Source organism: Clostridium sp. MCC344, from assembly GCF_018785365.1.
Classification (GTDB): Bacteria; Bacillota; Clostridia; order Lachnospirales; family Lachnospiraceae; genus Pilosibacter.
Map to the genome: position 1 here is coordinate 31,389 of NZ_WQPQ01000024.1, position 18,021 is coordinate 49,409.

The 18,021-nt window shown below is 49.4% G+C and carries 19 protein-coding genes; 17 read left to right on the top strand and 2 right to left on the bottom strand.

The window, feature by feature from the left end:
* On the bottom strand, nucleotides 1-366 hold the full coding sequence (locus tag GPK90_RS08105; protein ID WP_107000083.1) for a BlaI/MecI/CopY family transcriptional regulator: 366 nt from the start codon (nucleotides 364-366) through the stop codon (nucleotides 1-3).
* Between the two features lie 234 nt (nucleotides 367-600).
* Nucleotides 601-975, bottom strand: a complete 375-nt coding sequence (locus GPK90_RS08110) for a TnpV protein (RefSeq protein ID WP_107000082.1) — start codon at nucleotides 973-975, stop codon at nucleotides 601-603.
* A 90-nt stretch (nucleotides 976-1,065) separates the two neighbouring features.
* Between GPK90_RS08110 and GPK90_RS08115 the strand changes: the two genes are divergently transcribed.
* The 17 genes from GPK90_RS08115 to GPK90_RS19390 all read left to right on the top strand — a co-directional run bounded on the left by GPK90_RS08115 (nucleotide 1,066) and on the right by GPK90_RS19390 (nucleotide 18,020).
* Nucleotides 1,066-2,895, top strand: coding sequence for a recombinase family protein (locus GPK90_RS08115; protein WP_107000081.1), 1,830 nt, complete (start codon nucleotides 1,066-1,068; stop codon nucleotides 2,893-2,895).
* Nucleotides 2,896-2,902: 7 nt separating this feature from the next.
* Nucleotides 2,903-3,256 (top strand): sigma factor-like helix-turn-helix DNA-binding protein, encoded by a 354-nt coding sequence (locus GPK90_RS08120; protein ID WP_346011223.1) that lies wholly within the window; start codon nucleotides 2,903-2,905, stop codon nucleotides 3,254-3,256.
* A gap of 23 nt (nucleotides 3,257-3,279) precedes the next feature.
* Entirely contained in the window at nucleotides 3,280-3,420 is a 141-nt protein-coding gene (locus GPK90_RS08125) for a hypothetical protein (RefSeq protein ID WP_215702691.1), read from the top strand.
* 150 nt (nucleotides 3,421-3,570) lie between these two features.
* Nucleotides 3,571-4,509: an N-acetyl-gamma-glutamyl-phosphate reductase gene (gene argC, locus GPK90_RS08130; RefSeq protein WP_215702692.1), complete on the top strand. Its 939-nt coding sequence runs from the start codon at nucleotides 3,571-3,573 to the stop codon at nucleotides 4,507-4,509.
* Nucleotides 4,510-4,599: 90 nt separating this feature from the next.
* Nucleotides 4,600-5,469, top strand: a complete 870-nt coding sequence (gene argB, locus GPK90_RS08135; protein ID WP_118515053.1) for an acetylglutamate kinase — start codon at nucleotides 4,600-4,602, stop codon at nucleotides 5,467-5,469.
* A 12-nt stretch (nucleotides 5,470-5,481) separates the two neighbouring features.
* Entirely contained in the window at nucleotides 5,482-6,660 is a 1,179-nt protein-coding gene (locus GPK90_RS08140; RefSeq protein WP_215702693.1) for an aspartate aminotransferase family protein, read from the top strand.
* A 3-nt stretch (nucleotides 6,661-6,663) separates the two neighbouring features.
* Complete coding sequence (gene argF / locus GPK90_RS08145) at nucleotides 6,664-7,575, top strand: ornithine carbamoyltransferase (protein ID WP_118515049.1); 912 nt, start codon at nucleotides 6,664-6,666, stop codon at nucleotides 7,573-7,575.
* A 384-nt stretch (nucleotides 7,576-7,959) separates the two neighbouring features.
* Nucleotides 7,960-8,889, top strand: a complete 930-nt coding sequence (locus GPK90_RS08150; RefSeq protein WP_215702694.1) for an alpha/beta fold hydrolase — start codon at nucleotides 7,960-7,962, stop codon at nucleotides 8,887-8,889.
* Nucleotides 8,890-8,980: 91 nt separating this feature from the next.
* On the top strand, nucleotides 8,981-9,172 hold the full coding sequence (locus GPK90_RS08155; protein WP_215702695.1) for a hypothetical protein: 192 nt from the start codon (nucleotides 8,981-8,983) through the stop codon (nucleotides 9,170-9,172).
* Nucleotides 9,173-9,240: 68 nt separating this feature from the next.
* On the top strand, nucleotides 9,241-10,776 hold the full coding sequence (locus GPK90_RS08160) for a YifB family Mg chelatase-like AAA ATPase (protein ID WP_118529630.1): 1,536 nt from the start codon (nucleotides 9,241-9,243) through the stop codon (nucleotides 10,774-10,776).
* A gap of 49 nt (nucleotides 10,777-10,825) precedes the next feature.
* Nucleotides 10,826-11,959 (top strand): DNA-processing protein DprA, encoded by a 1,134-nt coding sequence (dprA, locus tag GPK90_RS08165; protein ID WP_252197392.1) that lies wholly within the window; start codon nucleotides 10,826-10,828, stop codon nucleotides 11,957-11,959.
* Between the two features lie 21 nt (nucleotides 11,960-11,980).
* Entirely contained in the window at nucleotides 11,981-14,083 is a 2,103-nt protein-coding gene (topA, locus tag GPK90_RS08170; RefSeq protein ID WP_215702696.1) for a type I DNA topoisomerase, read from the top strand.
* 397 nt (nucleotides 14,084-14,480) lie between these two features.
* Nucleotides 14,481-15,263: a GTP-sensing pleiotropic transcriptional regulator CodY gene (gene codY / locus GPK90_RS08175; RefSeq protein WP_118296924.1), complete on the top strand. Its 783-nt coding sequence runs from the start codon at nucleotides 14,481-14,483 to the stop codon at nucleotides 15,261-15,263.
* A 401-nt stretch (nucleotides 15,264-15,664) separates the two neighbouring features.
* Nucleotides 15,665-16,390 (top strand): 30S ribosomal protein S2, encoded by a 726-nt coding sequence (rpsB, locus tag GPK90_RS08180; protein WP_147557269.1) that lies wholly within the window; start codon nucleotides 15,665-15,667, stop codon nucleotides 16,388-16,390.
* Between the two features lie 101 nt (nucleotides 16,391-16,491).
* On the top strand, nucleotides 16,492-17,433 hold the full coding sequence (tsf, locus tag GPK90_RS08185) for a translation elongation factor Ts (protein WP_215702697.1): 942 nt from the start codon (nucleotides 16,492-16,494) through the stop codon (nucleotides 17,431-17,433).
* A 133-nt stretch (nucleotides 17,434-17,566) separates the two neighbouring features.
* The gene (locus tag GPK90_RS08190; RefSeq protein WP_215702698.1) at nucleotides 17,567-17,764 is read left to right on the top strand and encodes a hypothetical protein; all 198 of its coding nucleotides are present in this window, start codon (nucleotides 17,567-17,569) and stop codon (nucleotides 17,762-17,764) included.
* Nucleotides 17,765-17,897: 133 nt separating this feature from the next.
* A complete protein-coding gene (locus tag GPK90_RS19390) occupies nucleotides 17,898-18,020 on the top strand; it encodes a hypothetical protein (RefSeq protein ID WP_275950572.1) in 123 nt (40 codons plus the stop codon).
* Nucleotide 18,021: the final 1 nt, after the last annotated feature.

The following is an 18,021-nucleotide window of genomic DNA, read 5'->3' on the forward strand; positions in this document are numbered from 1 at the left end:
TTACTCCTTTCCGGCGGCTGCATCAATCATGTGTCGAATCTCCGCAGCTTCCTGTTGAGAAATACCCTTCCTTTGTGTAAAAGCCGCAATGAAAGCAGGGAGGGAGCCTTCAAAGGTTTCATCTACAAACTGCTCGCTCTGAACAGCATAGAACTCGTTCTTGGTCAGCACAGAGGAAACAGTTCCTCCGTTGTTTTGGAAAATCCCACGCTCACAGAGTTTGCGTAACACGGTATAAGTGGTAGAACGGTTCCAATTCAGTTCCTTCTCACAGAGCTTTACCAAATCTCTGGAGTGCAAAGGCTCATTCGCCCAAATAATATCAGCGAAGTGGGATTCCACTACGCCCATTTTAATCTCAGCCATAAAGATTTCTCCTTCCAGTTGATAGTCAATAAACTAATTATAGTTTACTCTCAATAAACTGGAATATCAATAGGAAACAGTCATGTTCATAATAGTTTCACAAGTATTTAGGTTTCTGCATTTTCTAACTTTCCGACAAGCTGGTGGGATGTCAAAAAAACTTCTGTCCAACTCGGATTCAAGGGAAAAGAGAGAACTTGTACCCATGATGTGTACAAGCTCTCTCCCTTGGCGTTAGCAATATATTAGTTCATTCAAAACAATTTCCTCCGCAGCATTGCGGATGTTATTGCAGGCACCTACCCAGATCATCTGATCAAGAGCTTTTAATTCCTCGTTTACACCATGCTGCTCCTGCATTTGTCGAGTCAGCAGCTCCATCCGTTGACGAGCCGTATCATCAATGTCGTTCAAGTGTGATACCAGCTTTCCGTCGAACAAAAGCTCCGTATACAACCCCGGGCGATGCTCTTTTATGTAATTCATTCGCATACGACCATACTTACCGTAATGTGGTTCTTCTTCAACCGGAAGCTCCAGGTTCGGATAATACATTCCGTCCTCGCCTAAAGTGTAGGTGCCGCCTAATTCTTCAAAAATCGATTTCATAGAAAACCCTCCTGTCATGTTTACTTGGTGCTTACTTTATGTTATAATAGCACATGATACATCACATAGCAAGAGAAGGAGGAAAAGCAGATGCGACAAAATGAAGATGTTATCGCCCTCTATTCCCGTAAATCAAAATTTACAGGGAAAGGCGAGAGTATTGGCAATCAGGTTGAACTTGGCAAAGAGTATGTTCGTGTGCATTTTGGTGATGCCGCTGTAGATAAAATCGTAGTATATGAAGATGAGGGATTTTCCGGAGGGAATCTGAACCGTCCGGCATTCAAACGAATGATGGATGCAGCAAAAAAGCGACAGTTTAAGGCAATCATTGTCTATCGTCTTGACCGTATCAGCCGTAATGTCAGCGACTTCTCTGGATTGATTGAAGAACTTGCCCGTTTGGATATTTCTTTTATTTCCATCAAGGAGCAGTTTGACACCAGCACCCCGATGGGACGAGCCATGATGTATATTGCATCTGTTTTTTCTCAGTTGGAGCGTGAAACCATTGCCGAGCGTATCCGTGACAATATGCATGAGCTGGCAAAGACCGGACGCTGGTTAGGTGGTACAACCCCTACCGGCTTTGAATCCGAAGCTATAAAAAGCATTACAGTGGACGGAAAGACAAAGAAAGCCTGCAAGTTGAAACTTGTTCCGGAAGAAGCAGATATAGTCAAAACGATTTTTGATTTGTATGTGGAAACGGATTCTTTGACTTTGACAGAAGCGGCGTTGATTAAGCAAGGGTTCAAGACAAAGAACGGAAAATATTTTACCCGTTTCTCGGTCAAAGCGATTTTGCAGAATCCGGTCTACATGGTCGCTGACCAAGAGGCGTATGATTTCTTTATAAAGAATGATACAGACCTGTTCTCCGAGCATGATGCCTTTGACGGTGTTCACGGCATGATGGCATATAATCGTACCGATCAGGAAAAAGGCAGAGCGAGTATCTCGTTACCGCCGAGTGAATGGATTGTGTCCGTTGGCAAACATCCCGGACTAATTCCCGGCAAGGTGTGGGTGCAGGTTCAAGAGTCATTGGAACGCAACAAGTCCAAGTCTTTCAGAAAACCACGCAGTAACGAAGCGTTGCTGACCGGTCTGCTGTTCTGCAGCTGCGGTGAGCGTATGTATCCGAAGATGAGCAAGCGAAAAACTGCTGACGGCAAGGTGATTTACACCTATGTGTGCAAAATGAAAGAGCGCAGCCAGCGTACCGTGTGCAACAGCAAAAACGCAAACGGCAATACACTGGATATGGCAATCATCGAACAGGTAAAAATGCTTGCAGATGATAAGGAGACTTTTGTCAGTCAGTTGGAGCAGAGCCGAAAATTCTATACCGGCAATCGCATGGACTACGAACAGCGGATTTCCGATATGAGAAAAGAGAAGGCAGAAACAGAGAAGAAAATCAATTCACTGGTGGATTCTCTCGTGGAAATGGGTGACAGCCCTGCCAAGGCTCATGTAACAAAGCGAATTGAGCAACTGAACGAAGAATACCAGTCCCTTGAAAAACGTATTCAGGAGCTGGAAGGACTGACTACGCAGCACGCTCTCAGTGATGTTGAATTTGACTTGATGCGCCAGCTGCTGACTGTCTTTAAGGACGGCATTGATGAAATGACCATAGAACAGAAACGAGCAGCCATCCGCACCATCGTGCGTAAGGTTATCTGGGACGGAGTCAATGCCCATGTGGTTCTGTTCGGTGTGCAGGACGATGAAATCGAATACCCGGAAATCGCTTCTGCTGCTTCTGATAATACAGACGATGAGGACGATAATGATGAATTGGTGGCATTTTCCGATGTAGATTACGAAGATGATGATACGGAGGATGACCGCCTGGGAAAAACTAATCCCCTCAGTGCATCAAAAACGCATTGGGGGGAGGATAGCAAATGAGATCCTGATGATGTTCCGGTCGGGGAAAAAGTTCTCCAGGGAAGTCTCCATCTATGACCCGATCGGTGCGGATAAAGACGGGGAGACGGTGAGTCTGTTTGATGTTCTGGAATCCGGAGACCGGGAAGTGCTGGAGACGGTCATCATCGGACAGGATGTGAAGATACTCTATGAGGCATACCGGGACCGTCTGACGGAGACGGAAAAAAAGGTGATTCGGATGCGCTACGGCCTGTTCGGGGAAGATGAGCACACGCAGCGGGAGATCGCCGGACAGCTTGGAATTTCCCGATCCTATGTATCCAGGATCGAGAAAAAGGCGGTTGCCCGCATGCGGGAGGCGTTCGGATACGGAGAGTGAAACGGACGGTATGAGTCCGGATCATGGAAAAACAAAAGACAGGATCGGGAGAACAGCATGATGGTCTGGAAAAGGATCATTGTGCTGTTTTTGTTTGGAAAGAAATTATAAAAATGCAAAAAAGAATAAAAAACCCTTGCATAAATATACATATAGGATTATAATTATGCATAATTATTCAGAAAATATTCAGCTTTATGCATCTGCCCCCACAAAAACACGCAGAGAAGAAAAGCTCCGGTCCCTTTTTTAACACGGACCGGAAGGAAAGCTGACTGGGATCCAGCAAATTATGACCGAGAGGAGAAACGATTATGAAGCCAAAGGTATACATTGACGGAAAAGAAGGAACCACCGGACTCCAGATTTATGAGAGACTTGCATTGAGAGACGATATTGAACTCCTGCTGATCGATGAGGCAAAGAGAAAAGATGCGGATGAGAGAAAGAAACTCATCAACGCCGCGGATATCACGTTCCTCTGTCTGCCGGATGCGGCGGCAAAAGAGGCGGTGAGCTTTGTGGAAAAAGATTCCGCAAGGATCATCGATGCATCGACGGCACACCGGACAGCTCCGGGCTGGGCATATGGAATTCCGGAACTTTCCGACGCACATAAGGATGCGATCGTTCATGCGAAATATACGGCAAACCCGGGCTGCCATGCATCGGGATTTGTGATCCCGGTCTATCCGCTCGTTGCGGCGGGGATCATCCCGAAGGAGACACCGCTCACCGTATTCTCCCTGACCGGCTACTCCGGAGGCGGAAAAAAGATGATCGCGGAATACGAATCTCCGGAGAAACCGACTCTCTACAATACCCCGAGGATCTACGGCTTAAGCCTGAAACATAAACACCTGCCGGAGATGCAGAAGATCTGCGGACTCGACGTTCCGCCGGTGTTCTGCCCGATCGTGGATGACTACTATAAAGGAATGGCGGTCACTGTGATGCTGCAGAATTCAATGTTAAAGGGAAATCCGACTGCAAAGGATATCCATGAGGCACTTGCAGCTCATTATAATGGAAAGAACGTTGTAAAAGTCCATCCGTTCGGCTGGGACGATCCGATGATCGCGGCGGGAACTATGGCCGGAAAGGACAGCATGGAAATCGTGGTCAACGGACATGAGGACCAGACGATCATCACGGCGCTGTTTGACAATCTCGGAAAAGGCGCATCTGGTGCAGCTGTCGAGAACATGAACCTGATGCTCGGATTTGAGGAGACGGCAGGATTAAATCTGTAAAAAGGAATGGATGTCTGCAGAAAAAAAGATGCAGGCGAGTCCGAAACAGTCAGAAACGTGATATAGATGATAAGAGGGGAGAAAAACGTTATGGAAAATCTGAAACCGGAAACAAGAGCTGGCGTTCTCGTTGAGGCGCTCCCATACCTTCAGGATTACTATGGAAAGATCGTGGTCGTCAAATACGGCGGAAATGCCATGATCAATGAAGAATTAAAACAGGCGGTCATCCGCGACATTGTTCTTTTAAATCTGGTCGGCATCAAGGTCGTTCTGGTTCACGGCGGCGGTCCGGAGATCGGGGAACTCTTAAAGAAGACAGGAAAAGAGTCCAAATTCATCAAGGGACTCCGCTACACCGATCAGGAGACCATGGAGGCAGTCCAGATGGTCCTCTGCGGAAAGCTCAATAAGAACCTTGTGACGCTCTTAAAAAATGCCGGAGGAAAAGGCGTCGGCTTAAGCGGTATGGACGGCGGATTATTTGAGGCAGTCAAATTAAATGATCCGGACGGCACCGAGTACGGCTATGTGGGCGATATCGTAAAGACAAACCCGCAGATTGTTCTCGATATGCTGGAAAAAGGCTACATTCCGGTTGTCACCTGCGTTGCAGCGGGAATCGATGACACCTGCAACTACAATATCAACGCGGATACGGCGGCGGAGAAACTGGCGATCGCGCTGAAGGCGAAAAAGCTGATCATGCTGACTGACGTGCGCGGACTGTTAAGAGATCCGTCCGATGACACGACACTTATCAAGCGCCTGAAAGTTTCGGATGTTCCGTCCCTGGTCAAGGAGGGCGTCATCAAGGGAGGAATGATCCCGAAGGTCAACTGCTGCGTGGAGTGCGTCCGTCAGGGCGTAGAGCGTGCGAACATCCAGGACGGCCGTGTGCCGCACTCGATCTTAATCGAGCTGCTCACAAACGAAGGCGTTGGAACCATGTTTTCATAGGAGGAACAAGGAATGACTGCAGAAGAGATCAAGAAAAAAGATTCAGAATATATCATGCATACCTACGGACGGTTTGACATCGTCCTTGACCACGGAAAAGGCGCGACGCTCTGGGACGCAGACGGAAAAGAGTATGTGGACCTCACGTCCGGGATCGGCGTCAACAGCCTGGGACATGGAAATGAGAAGATCGTCGGTGCGATCACAAAACAGGCGGAAAAGCTCATGCATGCGTCAAATCTCTACTACACGGAGCCGATGGTGAGTGCTGCTGAGAAGCTTGTGACGGCAACCGGCATGGGAAAGATCTTCTTCGCAAACTCCGGAGCAGAGGCGAACGAGGGCGCGATCAAGGTTGCGAGAAAGTATTCCTTCGATAAATACGGGGCAGGGAGAAACAAGATCGTGACACTGATCCAGTCCTTCCACGGAAGAACCGTGACGACCTTAAAGGCAACCGGACAGGAGAAGTTCCACCAGTATTTTTTCCCGTTCACGGAAGGTTTTGACTATGCGAAGGCAAATGACCTGGCGGATGTAACCGCAAAAGCGGACAAGTCCTGCTGCGCGGTCATGATGGAGATGATCCAGGGCGAGGGCGGTGTTCTCCCGCTCGACAAAGAGTTCGTCCAGGGGGTTGCAAAGTTCTGTAAGGAACATGACATCCTTCTCATCGTGGATGAGGTCCAGACCGGCATCGGAAGATGCGGAAGTCTTTTTGCATACGAGCAGTACGGGATTTCCCCTGACATCGTGACGATGGCGAAAGGACTCGGCGGCGGACTTCCGATCGGCGGCGTGCTCACATCTGCAGCATGTGCCGACGTGATGGGACCTGGAACCCATGGTTCCACATTCGGAGGAAACCCGGTGAGTGCAGCGTCCGCAAATGTCGTTCTCGACACGGTGAATGATCCGGAATTCTTAAAAGAAGTTCAGGAAAAAGGCGCTTACATCAAGGAAAAAGTCCTGGGATTCCACTCCTCGGCAGTCAAAAATGTCCGCGGCATGGGACTCATGCTCGGCATCATCGTAGATCCGGAAAAGCGTGCCGGATACGTTTCAAAGCTCATGGAAAAGGGCATTCTCGTGCTGACAGCTGGAACGGACGCGATCCGTCTGCTTCCGCCGTTAGTCATTACATATGAAGAGATCGATAAGGCACTTGAGGCCATGAAGGAGGTATTTTAAATCATGAATCATTTATTAAAATTACTGGATCTGAGTACGGAGGAGATCACCGGGATCCTGGATCTCGCGGACCAGTTAAAATATGAGAGAAAGCACAACATTCCGCACAGACACTTAGAGGGACAGACTCTGGGAATGATCTTCCAGAAGTCTTCCACAAGAACGAGAGTTTCCTTCGAGACAGGAATGTATCAGCTGGGCGGACATGCCCTGTTCCTCTCATCAAAAGATTTGCAGATCGGCCGCGGAGAGCCGGTTCAGGATACAGCGCGTGTATTATCCCGCTATCTTGACGGCATCATGATCCGTACCTTCGAACAGAAGGAAGTCGAGGATCTCGCAAAATTCGGCTCCATCCCGGTCATCAACGGTCTGACTGATTTCTGCCATCCCTGCCAGGTACTTGCAGATCTTATGACGATCCGTGAGAAATTCGGAAGCTTCACAGGTCTTAAGATGTGCTACATCGGCGATGGCAACAACATGGCAAACTCCCTGATCGTCGGCGGCTTAAAGGTCGGCATGAATGTTGCAGTTGCGACACCGGACGGTTATAAGCCGGACGGAGAAGTCCTTGAGTTCACAAAGGGCTACGCAGATAAATTTGCCCTGGAGACAGACCCGTTCATGGCAGCATCCGGCGCGGATATCGTGATCACGGACACATGGACTTCCATGGGTGAGGAAGCGGAGAAAGAGGAGAGAAAGAAAGTATTTAAGGATTATCAGGTCAACAAACAGCTCCTCGCAGCCGCAAATGCAGGTGCGATGGTCCAGCACTGCCTCCCGGCTTACCGCGGACAGGAGATCACAGAGGAAGTCTTCGAGGAACATGCCGACGAGATCTTCAACGAGGCGGAGAACCGTCTTCATGCACAGAAGGCTGTTATGGTCAAGCTGATGAAGAAAGACTGAGCGGAAAAATAAAAATCAGAAAGTTCCCTGTGGGTGCGGGAGTACCTGCGGGGGATTTTTTGTTCAACAGGAAAGTTCGATGGAACTTCCCTGTTGAACAAAAAGGCACTACGTGCCAATGATGCGTACTCGCGCGAAGATGAAGATCGTCGCGAGCGACCGCGCTCGGCGCGAGAATGTGCCGAGGCACATTCTTTTTTAGGTTTATATAAACTTTATGAAATTTTAACAGATGTTTCCTGGGGAAAATACGGTATGCGTGTTATACTTATAGATAAGCTGAACACGTATGAAAACTGGCGGGGCATTGATCCTGACCGGAGACCGGATCCCGTCTGCGGATCCTGCCGACGGCAAAAAGATCTGGTGTGAGGAGGGAGAAAAATGGAAATTCATGAATTTTATATTCCGTCCAGCAGTGGGATCGCGAATCTTCACTGTATGGAGTGGATCCCGAGCGGTGAGGTGAAAGCGATCGTTCAGATTGCCCACGGAATGATGGAACATGTCGGAAGATACCGGGAGTTTGCGGAATTTTTAGCGGGACACGGGATCTATGTCCTTGGAAATGATCATCTTGGACACGGAAAGACCGCAGCGGCAGCGGAAGACCGCGGATACTTCGGGGAGCATGGCGGAGCCGTCTCGGTGATCCGCGATATGCGCCGCGTGACGGTCCACGCGCAGAGAAAATATCCAGGTGTGCCGATCTTCCTTCTGGGACACAGCATGGGATCATTTTTCGCGAGACGATATCTGACTGTCTATAAAGACGGGATCGACGGAGTGATCTTACTCGGGACCGGAGCTCCGAAGGACGCGGAGGTCCGGCTTGGCTATCTGCTGGCGGACACGATCTGCAGACAGAGAGGAACACGCTGCCGGAGCAAACTGCTCTATGAGATGTCCCTCGGAAATTACAACAGGAAATTTAAACCTGTGAAGACGCCGTACGACTGGCTCTCCAGGGATGAAAAGAAAGACCGGGATTTTGGAGACGATCCGCTGACAGATTTTATCTTCACAGCCGGGGCGTACCGTGACTTCTTTGAGGTGATCTTAAAAACGGCAAAGCTTGAAAAAACCGGAAAAATGCGGACAGATCTCCCGATCCTGATCCTGTCCGGAAGCAAAGACCCGGTGGGAGAGGAGACAAAAGGCGTGCGCCGCGTCTATGAGCGATACGACAAGGCAGGAGCGGAGGATCTCTCCATCGGCTTCTATGAGGATGCGAGACATGAACTTTTAAACGAACTCAACCGCGACCAGGTATCCGCGGATATCCTGGAGTGGATCGGGGAGCATGAGGGCTGATTCCTGTCAATGACGGCGAAAACATGGATGAAAGCTCAAATGGTAAGGCCACGCGGCGGGTGTTTGCCCGCGCGGTGGGAGGACGATGCATATGGGGCTGGCGGAAATAGGAAGGAATCCTCCGCCGGACGCCCCATATTTGAGAGGGAATCCGCTCTCTTCTGCAGGCGTGAGAGGGGAACGGATACAGGGTTCACAGTCTAAATTCTTAAAATTCTTAAACCATATCTATTTTATCAAAAACGGTGAAAATATTCTCGATTTCAGGGATGATTTCAACTAACAACATCAAGGATTCTCCTATCTCTATAGGTGGTGAGATGACAACCAAAGACTGGAAAGGAGTATTTTTTGTTCAGCAAGATCAACAGCATATATCTCCTCGGAATGGAGGGGAAAAACGTGACCGTGGAGGCGGACGTCAGCGACGGACTTCCGGGGCTGATCCTTGTGGGATATCTGGCCTCGGAGGTCCGGGAGGGCGGAGACCGGGTGCGGACGGCGATCAAGAATCTTGGACTCTCCCTGCCGCCAAAGAAGATCACGGTCAATCTGTCTCCGGCAGATTTTAGAAAGGAAGGAACCGGCTTTGATCTGGCGATCGCCGCGGCGATCCTGTCATCATACGGAGGATTCCAGGCAAAGGACCTGGAGGATGCGGTATTCTTCGGGGAACTGGGGCTGGACGGGACTGTGCGGGGGATCCCGGGCGTTATGGCGCTCACGGCACAGGCACGGGAGAGTGGATTCCGACGGGTATTTCTTCCGGCTGAGAACGTGAAGGAGGCATCCTTTATCGGCGGGATTTCGCTCTACGGTGTCCGGGATCTGAAACATCTGGTGGATATGTTATCCGGAAAACAGTCGATGCGCCCGGAACCACCGGTAAACATGAAGGAGCTGCAGGATACGATGAACCGCTATGATGTGGATTTCGCGGAATTATCGGGACAGCCGCTCCTTAGGCGGGCGGCGGAGGTGGCAGCCGCCGGAAAGCACAACCTTCTGGTCGTGGGACCTGCGGGGGCCGGAAAGACCATGCTTGCGAGGAGAATGCCGACGATCATGCCGGGAATGGACGTGGCGGAGAGCATCGAGATCTCGAAGATCTACAGTGTGAGCGGACTTCTGACGGAGAAAGAGCCGCTTGTAAAGATCAGGCCGTTCCGCGCACCCCACCACACGGTATCGGTCCAGGCACTGACGGGAGGCGGGAGGAGACCGAAGCCGGGTGAGATCTCGCTTGCCACCGGCGGGATCCTGTTCCTCGATGAATTGCCGGAGTTTTCCAGAGCGGCACTCGAGACACTCCGGCAGCCGCTCGAAGACCGGGAGGTGACAGTCTCGAGAGTGGAGGCCACGGTGACATATCCGGCCAACTTTCAGCTTGTGGCTGCGATGAACCCATGTCCCTGCGGTCATTTTCCGGACCTTGCGAGGTGCCGGTGCACGGAGGGACAGATCACGCGGTATCTACAGAAGATATCGGGACCACTGCTGGACAGGATCGATCTCTGTGTGGAGGCATCCCCGGTTACTTACGGGGACATCAGAGGCGGCGGAGAAAATGAAGCTTCCGGCGCGATCCGGGCGCGGGTGGAGCAGGCAAGAGAGATCCAGAAAGAGCGGTTTATGGAGGAAAACATCCGCTGCAACGGGGAGATGGCGGGGCGGCATATCCGGAAATACTGCGTTCTGGGGAAGGAGGAGGAGACCTTTATGGAGGAGATCTTCGAAAAGCTTGCGCTTTCCGCCAGAATGCATGACAGGATCTTAAAAGTCGCAAGAACGACGGCGGATCTTGCAGGTGCGAGTGAAATCCGGCTTTCAGATCTGTGCGAGGCGGTGTCCTATGTGAAGAGCCGGGAGAAGTTCTGGGGGAATTAATGCCTGAAAACGAAGCTTGTCCGGAACTTTTTGGGTGCGGAACAGTTCTATGAATGAAAGGAAAGGGGTACATAAGATCATGGCTTACAACACACTTACCGAGCGGGAAGCGTTTTACTGTCTCTGCCATGTTCCGGGGTTCGGCAGTGCGACGATCGGGAAGTTAAGGGAAAGGTTCGGAACATATCAGGAGGTCTGGACGGCAAAGGAACAGGAAATCCAAAAAGCGGGAGTTCTCACAGAGAAGCGCGTGACGGTCTTTTTGCAGGCAAGAGAGCAGGAATCTGCATGGCTGAAGGAATTTTATGGGCTGGAACGGACGGGGATCCGCTTTATCGCTGAAGGAGACACAGACTATCCGGAACGTTTCCTTCCATATAAAGACCGCCCGGCGGCGCTTTTCGTAAAGGGAAATCTTCCGGAAAACGAGGTCCCGGCGGTTGCCATTGTCGGCGCCAGAGCCTGCACGGAATATGGGAAGGAGGCGGCCGGATTTTATGCCGGGGAACTTGCCAATGCGGGAGTCAACATTATCAGCGGCATGGCGGCGGGAGTGGATGGCTGTGCCCACAGGGGCGCGATCGAGCGCGGGAAACCCACCTACGCGGTTCTGGGATGCGGGGTAAATATCTGTTATCCGCGGGAAAATTACATAATTTTTCATGCCATGGAGGAAAACGGCGGTATCCTCTCAGAGTTCGTCCCGGGGACCCGCCCTGTGGCAATGAACTTTCCGCTGAGAAACCGGATCATCAGCGCTCTTGCTGACGCGGTCATAATAATAGAAGCGAGGGAGAAGAGCGGATCGCTGATCACAGCGGATTTTGCTTTAGAACAGGGAAAGGAGGTTTTCGCCCTTCCGGGACGTGCAAATGACCCGTTGAGCGGGGGCTGCAACCGCCTGATCCAGGGCGGTGCGAGCCTGCTTTTGAGCCCGTCGGATGTGCTGGAATTCCTCGGGATGAAATACGAAAGAAAATTAACGATTCATAAATTTTCACAAAATAGGCTTGCCAAGAACGAAAATTTGGTGTATGCTTCGGTTGATTCGCGCCCCAGACATCTGGAAGAGGTCGCCGCATTGAGCGGACTCTCTGTGACAGAATGTATGGAAGCCCTTTTAAAGCTGGAGCTTGCGGGACTTGTTTTTGGAACCGGGAATCAATATTATAAAGCGGAATGATTGCAGAAGGATGTGAAAAATATGGCGAACAGTCTTGTGATTGTGGAGTCTCCTGCAAAGGTTAAAACAATTAAAAAATTCCTGGGAAGCACATATGAGGTGGACGCGTCCAACGGACACGTAAGAGATCTTCCGAAGAGCCAGCTCGGAATTGATGTGGAAAATGATTATGAACCGAAATATATCACGATCCGGGGCAAGGGCGATATCCTTGCGAAACTCCGGAAAGAAGTGAAAAAAGCAGATAAGATCTATCTCGCAACTGACCCTGACCGTGAGGGAGAGGCGATTTCCTGGCATTTGATGAAAGCGCTGAAGCTCGATGAGGTAAAAGATAAAAAAGTATACCGAATCAGCTTCAATGAGATCACGAAAAACGCGGTAAAGGCGTCCTTAAAGGCACCGAGAGATATCGATATGAATCTTGTGGATGCCCAGCAGACGCGGCGTATCCTGGACCGTATCGTGGGCTATAAGATCAGCCCGATCCTCTGGGAAAAGGTAAAACGCGGACTGAGTGCCGGTCGTGTCCAGTCGGTGGCACTCCGAATGATCTGTGACCGTGAAGAGGAGATCTCCGCGTTTATTCCGGAGGAATACTGGAGTCTCGATGCGATGTTGAAAGCACCGGGGACAAAGAAGCCGGCAGCGGCCCATTTCCATAAAGATAAGGATGGAAAGACAGAGATCAGGAGCCGTGCCGAGCTGGATGCCCTGTTAGAGTCCTTAAAGGGACAGAAATTTATCGTAAATGATATCAGGAACGGTGAGCGCACGAAGAAGCCGCCGCTTCCGTTTACAACGAGTACCATGCAGCAGGAGGCGTCCAAGGCGTTAAACTTCTCCACCCAGAAGACGATGCGTCTCGCACAGCAGCTCTATGAGGGCGTTGATGTGAAAGGACACGGCACGGTCGGTCTGATCACTTACCTGCGTACCGATTCCACCCGTGTCGCGGAGGAAGCGGAGAAGATGGCAGGCGAATTCATCGCTGAGAACTATGGGGAAGCATATCTGTCAACGGGAGAGAATTCAAAGAAGAATAACGGAAAGATCCAGGATGCGCACGAGGCGATCCGTCCGACGAATCTTTCTCTGACACCTGTCAAGGTGAAGGAATCTCTTTCGAGAGATCAGTTCCGTCTTTACCAGCTGATCTGGAAGCGGTTTACCGCGAGCCGGATGTCTGCAGCTGTCTATGAGACGACTTCTGTTAAGATCATGGCGGGCGGAAATGAATTTACGATGACAGCGTCCAGACTGAAATTTGACGGCTTCATGTCTGTCTATATCGAGGCGGATGAGAAGGAAGAGAAGAATCAGATCCTCTCGAAGCTGGAAAAGGGCGAGGAGCTGGAGCTTGCCGATCTTGTAAATGCCCAGCACTTTACCCAGCCGCCGGCCCACTATACGGAGGCATCGCTTGTAAAGGCGATGGAGGAACAGGGCATCGGACGTCCGAGTACCTACGCTCCGACGATCACAACGATCCTTGCACGCCGGTATGTGGTGAAGGAAAATAAAAATATTTATGTGACTGAGCTCGGCGAGGTTGTCAACCGGATCATGAAGCAGTGCTTCCCGAGCATCGTGGATATCGCTTTCACGGCGAACCTGGAGTTCCTGTTAGACAGCGTCGGAGAGGGACTGACCCCGTGGAAGACGATCGTCAGAAACTTCTACCCGGATCTCATGGCAGCGGTGGATGAGGCCCAGAGAACGCTTGAGACGGTTCATATCGCGGATGAGGAATCGGATGAGATCTGTGAGGTCTGCGGAAGACGGATGGTCATCAAGTACGGTCCTCACGGTAAGTTCCTCGCATGTCCGGGATTCCCGGAGTGCCGGAATACGAAGCCGTATCTGGAGAAGACCGGCATCCCGTGTCCGAAGTGCGGAAAAGAAGTCATCATCAAGAAGACGAAAAAAGGCAGAAAGTATTACGGCTGTGAGGCCAACCCGGACTGTGATTTCATGTCCTGGCAGAAACCGTCCACTGAGAAATGTCCGGAATGCGGAAGCTACATGGTGGAAAAAGGAAACAAACTCGTCTGCGCAAATGAGCAGTGCGGTTTTGTGATGCCGATGAAGGAAAAGGAAGAGGAAAAGACTGCAACTGAATAATCTGCTGCCGGTTACAGGATGAACGGCAGTGATAAAAAGGCTCTGGCGGGATGTGCGAGACACATTTGCCGGATGTTTCTTGTAAGAGCTGTGAATCAAACCTGCATACGGCGGATGTTTGGAAGAAGATGCAGGCATCGGGTCAGCTGGTGTGGAAAGGTGAAATGTCTCTTCTGACAGTGAAATTTGCCGATAAATGCACTGAACTGCATAATTATCGCTACAAATGATACAATTCAGACAGTTTGAACTTCAAAAAATTGATAAGGACTTGACAATTTATTTCGATTTATCCTAATTATCCGAAAAAGTCTTGAAATTCTGGAAATATCGTGTTACAATTTAATCGATCAAATATTATTCGTACGATATCAGAAAGTAAAGGAGGTTTTCGGAAATGAGTGTTGAATTATTGGATAAGACCAGAAAAATAAACAAACTGCTCCACAACAACAATTCGCACAAGGTCGTATTTAACGACATCTGTAAAGTTTTAAGCGAAATTTTGCTGTCGAACATTCTCGTGATCAGCAAGAAAGGAAAAGTCCTGGGTGTAAGCATCTGTCCTGGTGTCGATGAGATCCATGAGTTGATTGAGGACAAAGTTGGCGGCTATGTCGATAAAATGTTTAACGAACGCCTCTTAAGTGTCCTTTCCACCAAGGAAAATGTAAATCTTGCGACTCTCGGTTTCGCTGAGGAGAACGTGAAGAAATACCAGGCGATCATCGCTCCGATCGATATTGCGGGAGAGCGTCTTGGAACTTTATTTATGTACAAATCCGACGAGCAGTATGATATCGATGATATTATTCTCTGCGAATACGGTACTACGGTTGTCGGCCTTGAGATGATGCGTTCTGTAAATGAGGAGAACGCGGAGGAGACAAGAAAGGTACAGATCGTGAAATCTGCGATCAGCACGTTATCGTTCTCCGAGCTGGAGGCAATTACCCATATCTTCGAGGAGCTTGACGGAAACGAGGGAATTCTTGTTGCCAGCAAGATCGCAGACCGGGTTGGTATTACAAGATCCGTTATCGTGAATGCGCTCCGGAAGTTTGAGAGTGCGGGTGTTATCGAGTCGAGGTCTTCGGGTATGAAGGGAACATACATTAAAGTTTTGAATGATGTGGTGTTTGATGAGCTGAAGGCGTTGAAGGCGGTTAATGCGAAATAGCTGATAGAAGTGGTTTTGGTTGTAATTGAAGAAGATGTAAAAAGAGGTGCGGCGGGATTTAGGGCTGCGCCTCTTTTTTGGGTGGAATAGGGGAGAATGTCTTTTGAGGTGTCTTGGCGAAAGGTACGCGGTGAGCTCCCGCGCGCTAAGAGGAAGCCAGATCCCCGGATCATGCACACCAGCCCGGAAGCTCACCGCTGGGTAACGCGAGACGCAAAAAAAGACACAAAAAAAGTTGGAAAAATAATAAAAAAGTACTTGCAGGGGAAATTGACTTATGATATAGTGAAAAAGCTGATATTATGCACGTCTGCGGATTCTGCAAGTGGTGCCTGAGTTTTTCAGGTGGTTGTGGAAGTGAGATGCAGGCGGAAGTAAATAACCAAATGGAGGAAAATAACATGAGCGTAATTTCAATGAAACAGCTTCTGGAAGCCGGCGTACATTTCGGTCACCAGACAAGAAGATGGAACCCGAAAATGGCACCGTACATCTACACAGAGAGAAACGGTATCTACATCATCGACCTTCAGAAATCTGTAGGTAAAGTTGATGAGGCTTACAAGGCAGTTGCTGATATCGCAGCTGAGGGCGGCACAATCCTTTTCGTTGGTACAAAGAAACAGGCTCAGGATGCAATCAAGGCTGAGGCTGAGCGTTGCGGAATGTACTATGTAAACGAGAGATGGCTTGGCGGTATGCTTACAAACTTCAAGACCATCCAGTCCAGAATCGCTAGATTAAAAGCAATCGAGAAGATGTCTGAGGACGGAACTTTCGACGTTCTTCCGAAGAAGGAAGTTATCGAGTTAAAGAAAGAGTGGGAGAAGCTTGAGAAGAACCTTGGCGGTATCAAGGAAATGAAGAAGATCCCGGACGCTATCTTTATCGTAGATCCGAAGAAGGAAAGAATCTGTGTTCAGGAAGCTCACACACTTGGAATCACTCTGATCGGTATCGCTGATACAAACTGCGATCCGGAAGAACTTGACTATGTAATTCCGGGTAACGACGATGCTATCAGAGCCGTTAAGCTTATCGTTTCCAAGATGGCAGACGCTGTCATCGAGGCTAAGCAGGGCGAGGCTGAGGCAGCAGAAGCAGCTGAGGAGAACGCAGAGGCTTAAGTTGTTATAAGGAATCCGGAAGGTGCTGTCAGTGGCAGCACCTTCTTCTGAAAAGACACGTTTTATTTTGATTCTTTAATATGATTCGGAGGAAATGAAACATGGCAGCAGTTACAGCTAAAATGGTAAAAGATTTAAGAGAAATGACAGGCGCTGGAATGATGGACTGCAAGAAGGCTCTTGCAGCTACAGACGGCGACATGGACAAGGCTGTTGAGTTCTTAAGAGAAAAAGGACTTGCAGGCGCAGAGAAGAAGGCTGGACGTATCGCAGCTGAGGGTATCGTTGACACAACTATGACAGCAGACGAGAAGAAAGCTGTTATCGTTGAGGTTAATGCTGAGACAGACTTCGTTGCAAAGAATGCAAAGTTCCAGGCATACGTTGCTCAGGTTGCAGCTCAGGCTCTTACAACAACAGCAGCAGATATGGATGCATTCATGGATGAGAAGTGGGCAGCAGACGAGAGCCTTACTGTTAAGGAAGCTCTTTCCTCCCAGATCTCCATCATCGGCGAGAACATGAGCATCCGTCGTTTCAAACAGGTTACAGAGGAGAACGGTTTCGTTGCTTCCTATATCCATGCCGGCGGAAGAATCGGTGTTCTTCTTGACGTTCAGACAGACGTTGTAAATGACGCTGTTAAAGAGATGGCTAAGAACGTCTGCATGCAGGTTGCAGCTCTTAATCCGAAATACACAAGCCGTAATGAAGTAAGCGCAGACTTCATCGAGCATGAGAAATCCATCCTTATGGCTCAGATCCAGAACGATCCGAAGGAAGCATCCAAGCCGGAGAAGGTTATCCAGGGTATGATCCAGGGACGTATCAACAAAGAGATGAAAGAGATCTGCCTCTTAGACCAGGTTTACGTAAAAGCAGAGGACGGCAAGCAGTCCGTAGCTCAGTACGTAGCTCAGGTTGCAAAAGAGAATGGCGCTAACATCGAGCTTAAGAGCTTCGTTCGTTTCGAGACTGGTGAAGGTCTTGAGAAGAAGGAAGAGAACTTCGCTGAGGAAGTTGCAAAACAGATGGGCAAATAATAAAAGTTTGTATTCCGATACAGACGTTTATAAGCCGCATGGTCCTGAAATACGGGACTGTGCGGCTTATTTTTTCCCGGACAAACCCGGCAACGAACGGCATACGGCTTTTTAGATGATAAAGCAGCCCTCTATGGATCTGGCAGGTCCATGGAGGGCTGCTTTCATTTGTTTGTTTACAGTGGAAATGTATGCACAGATGCGGACAGTCATAGAAAGCGGTTTACTGAATTTATTCCGCCTCACGGAAAACCTGCAAAATACGAATAAAAATGAAGAAAATATCGGAAAAAATCCTTCTTGGCATACAGAAGATGTTGACTTTTTTTAAACGAAAAGAGTATGATAAGAACAGTTAAACGGGCAATGTCTGTAAAGAGGACGCTGCCTGTTGCTATGGGGAAATGAAAAAGCTTTGCAAAGGGAAGAGAAAGGCAGATACTTTGCAAAGGAGTGAAAATAAGATGGGGATCTATCAAAAGATGGGCAGACGCTGGATCAGTCTTCTGCTCGTATTTCTGATGGTTTTTTCGCTTGTGCCTGTGGATGAGCTGATGCAGGTTTTGCAGCGGAAAAACCCGCCATAAC

Excerpts from the sequence above, each read along its gene's own strand:
- rpsB (WP_147557269.1), top strand. The coding sequence starts at position 15,665 with ATGAGCGTAATTTCAATGAAACAGCTTCTGGAAGCCGGCGTACATTTC.
- GPK90_RS08155 (WP_215702695.1), top strand. The coding sequence starts at position 8,981 with ATGGGGCTGGCGGAAATAGGAAGGAATCCTCCGCCGGACGCCCCATAT.
- GPK90_RS08125 (WP_215702691.1), top strand. The coding sequence starts at position 3,280 with ATGGAAAAACAAAAGACAGGATCGGGAGAACAGCATGATGGTCTGGAA.
- GPK90_RS19390 (WP_275950572.1), top strand. The coding sequence starts at position 17,898 with ATGGGGATCTATCAAAAGATGGGCAGACGCTGGATCAGTCTTCTGCTC.
- codY (WP_118296924.1), top strand. The coding sequence starts at position 14,481 with ATGAGTGTTGAATTATTGGATAAGACCAGAAAAATAAACAAACTGCTC.
- argB (WP_118515053.1), top strand. The coding sequence starts at position 4,600 with ATGGAAAATCTGAAACCGGAAACAAGAGCTGGCGTTCTCGTTGAGGCG.
- tsf (WP_215702697.1), top strand. The coding sequence starts at position 16,492 with ATGGCAGCAGTTACAGCTAAAATGGTAAAAGATTTAAGAGAAATGACA.
- GPK90_RS08190 (WP_215702698.1), top strand. The coding sequence starts at position 17,567 with ATGGATCTGGCAGGTCCATGGAGGGCTGCTTTCATTTGTTTGTTTACA.
- GPK90_RS08115 (WP_107000081.1), top strand. The coding sequence starts at position 1,066 with ATGCGACAAAATGAAGATGTTATCGCCCTCTATTCCCGTAAATCAAAA.
- GPK90_RS08110 (WP_107000082.1), bottom strand. The coding sequence starts at position 975 with ATGAAATCGATTTTTGAAGAATTAGGCGGCACCTACACTTTAGGCGAG.
- GPK90_RS08105 (WP_107000083.1), bottom strand. The coding sequence starts at position 366 with ATGGCTGAGATTAAAATGGGCGTAGTGGAATCCCACTTCGCTGATATT.
- dprA (WP_252197392.1), top strand. The coding sequence starts at position 10,826 with ATGAATGAAAGGAAAGGGGTACATAAGATCATGGCTTACAACACACTT.
- argC (WP_215702692.1), top strand. The coding sequence starts at position 3,571 with ATGAAGCCAAAGGTATACATTGACGGAAAAGAAGGAACCACCGGACTC.
- GPK90_RS08150 (WP_215702694.1), top strand. The coding sequence starts at position 7,960 with ATGGAAATTCATGAATTTTATATTCCGTCCAGCAGTGGGATCGCGAAT.
- topA (WP_215702696.1), top strand. The coding sequence starts at position 11,981 with ATGGCGAACAGTCTTGTGATTGTGGAGTCTCCTGCAAAGGTTAAAACA.
- GPK90_RS08120 (WP_346011223.1), top strand. The coding sequence starts at position 2,903 with ATGATGTTCCGGTCGGGGAAAAAGTTCTCCAGGGAAGTCTCCATCTAT.
- GPK90_RS08140 (WP_215702693.1), top strand. The coding sequence starts at position 5,482 with ATGACTGCAGAAGAGATCAAGAAAAAAGATTCAGAATATATCATGCAT.
- argF (WP_118515049.1), top strand. The coding sequence starts at position 6,664 with ATGAATCATTTATTAAAATTACTGGATCTGAGTACGGAGGAGATCACC.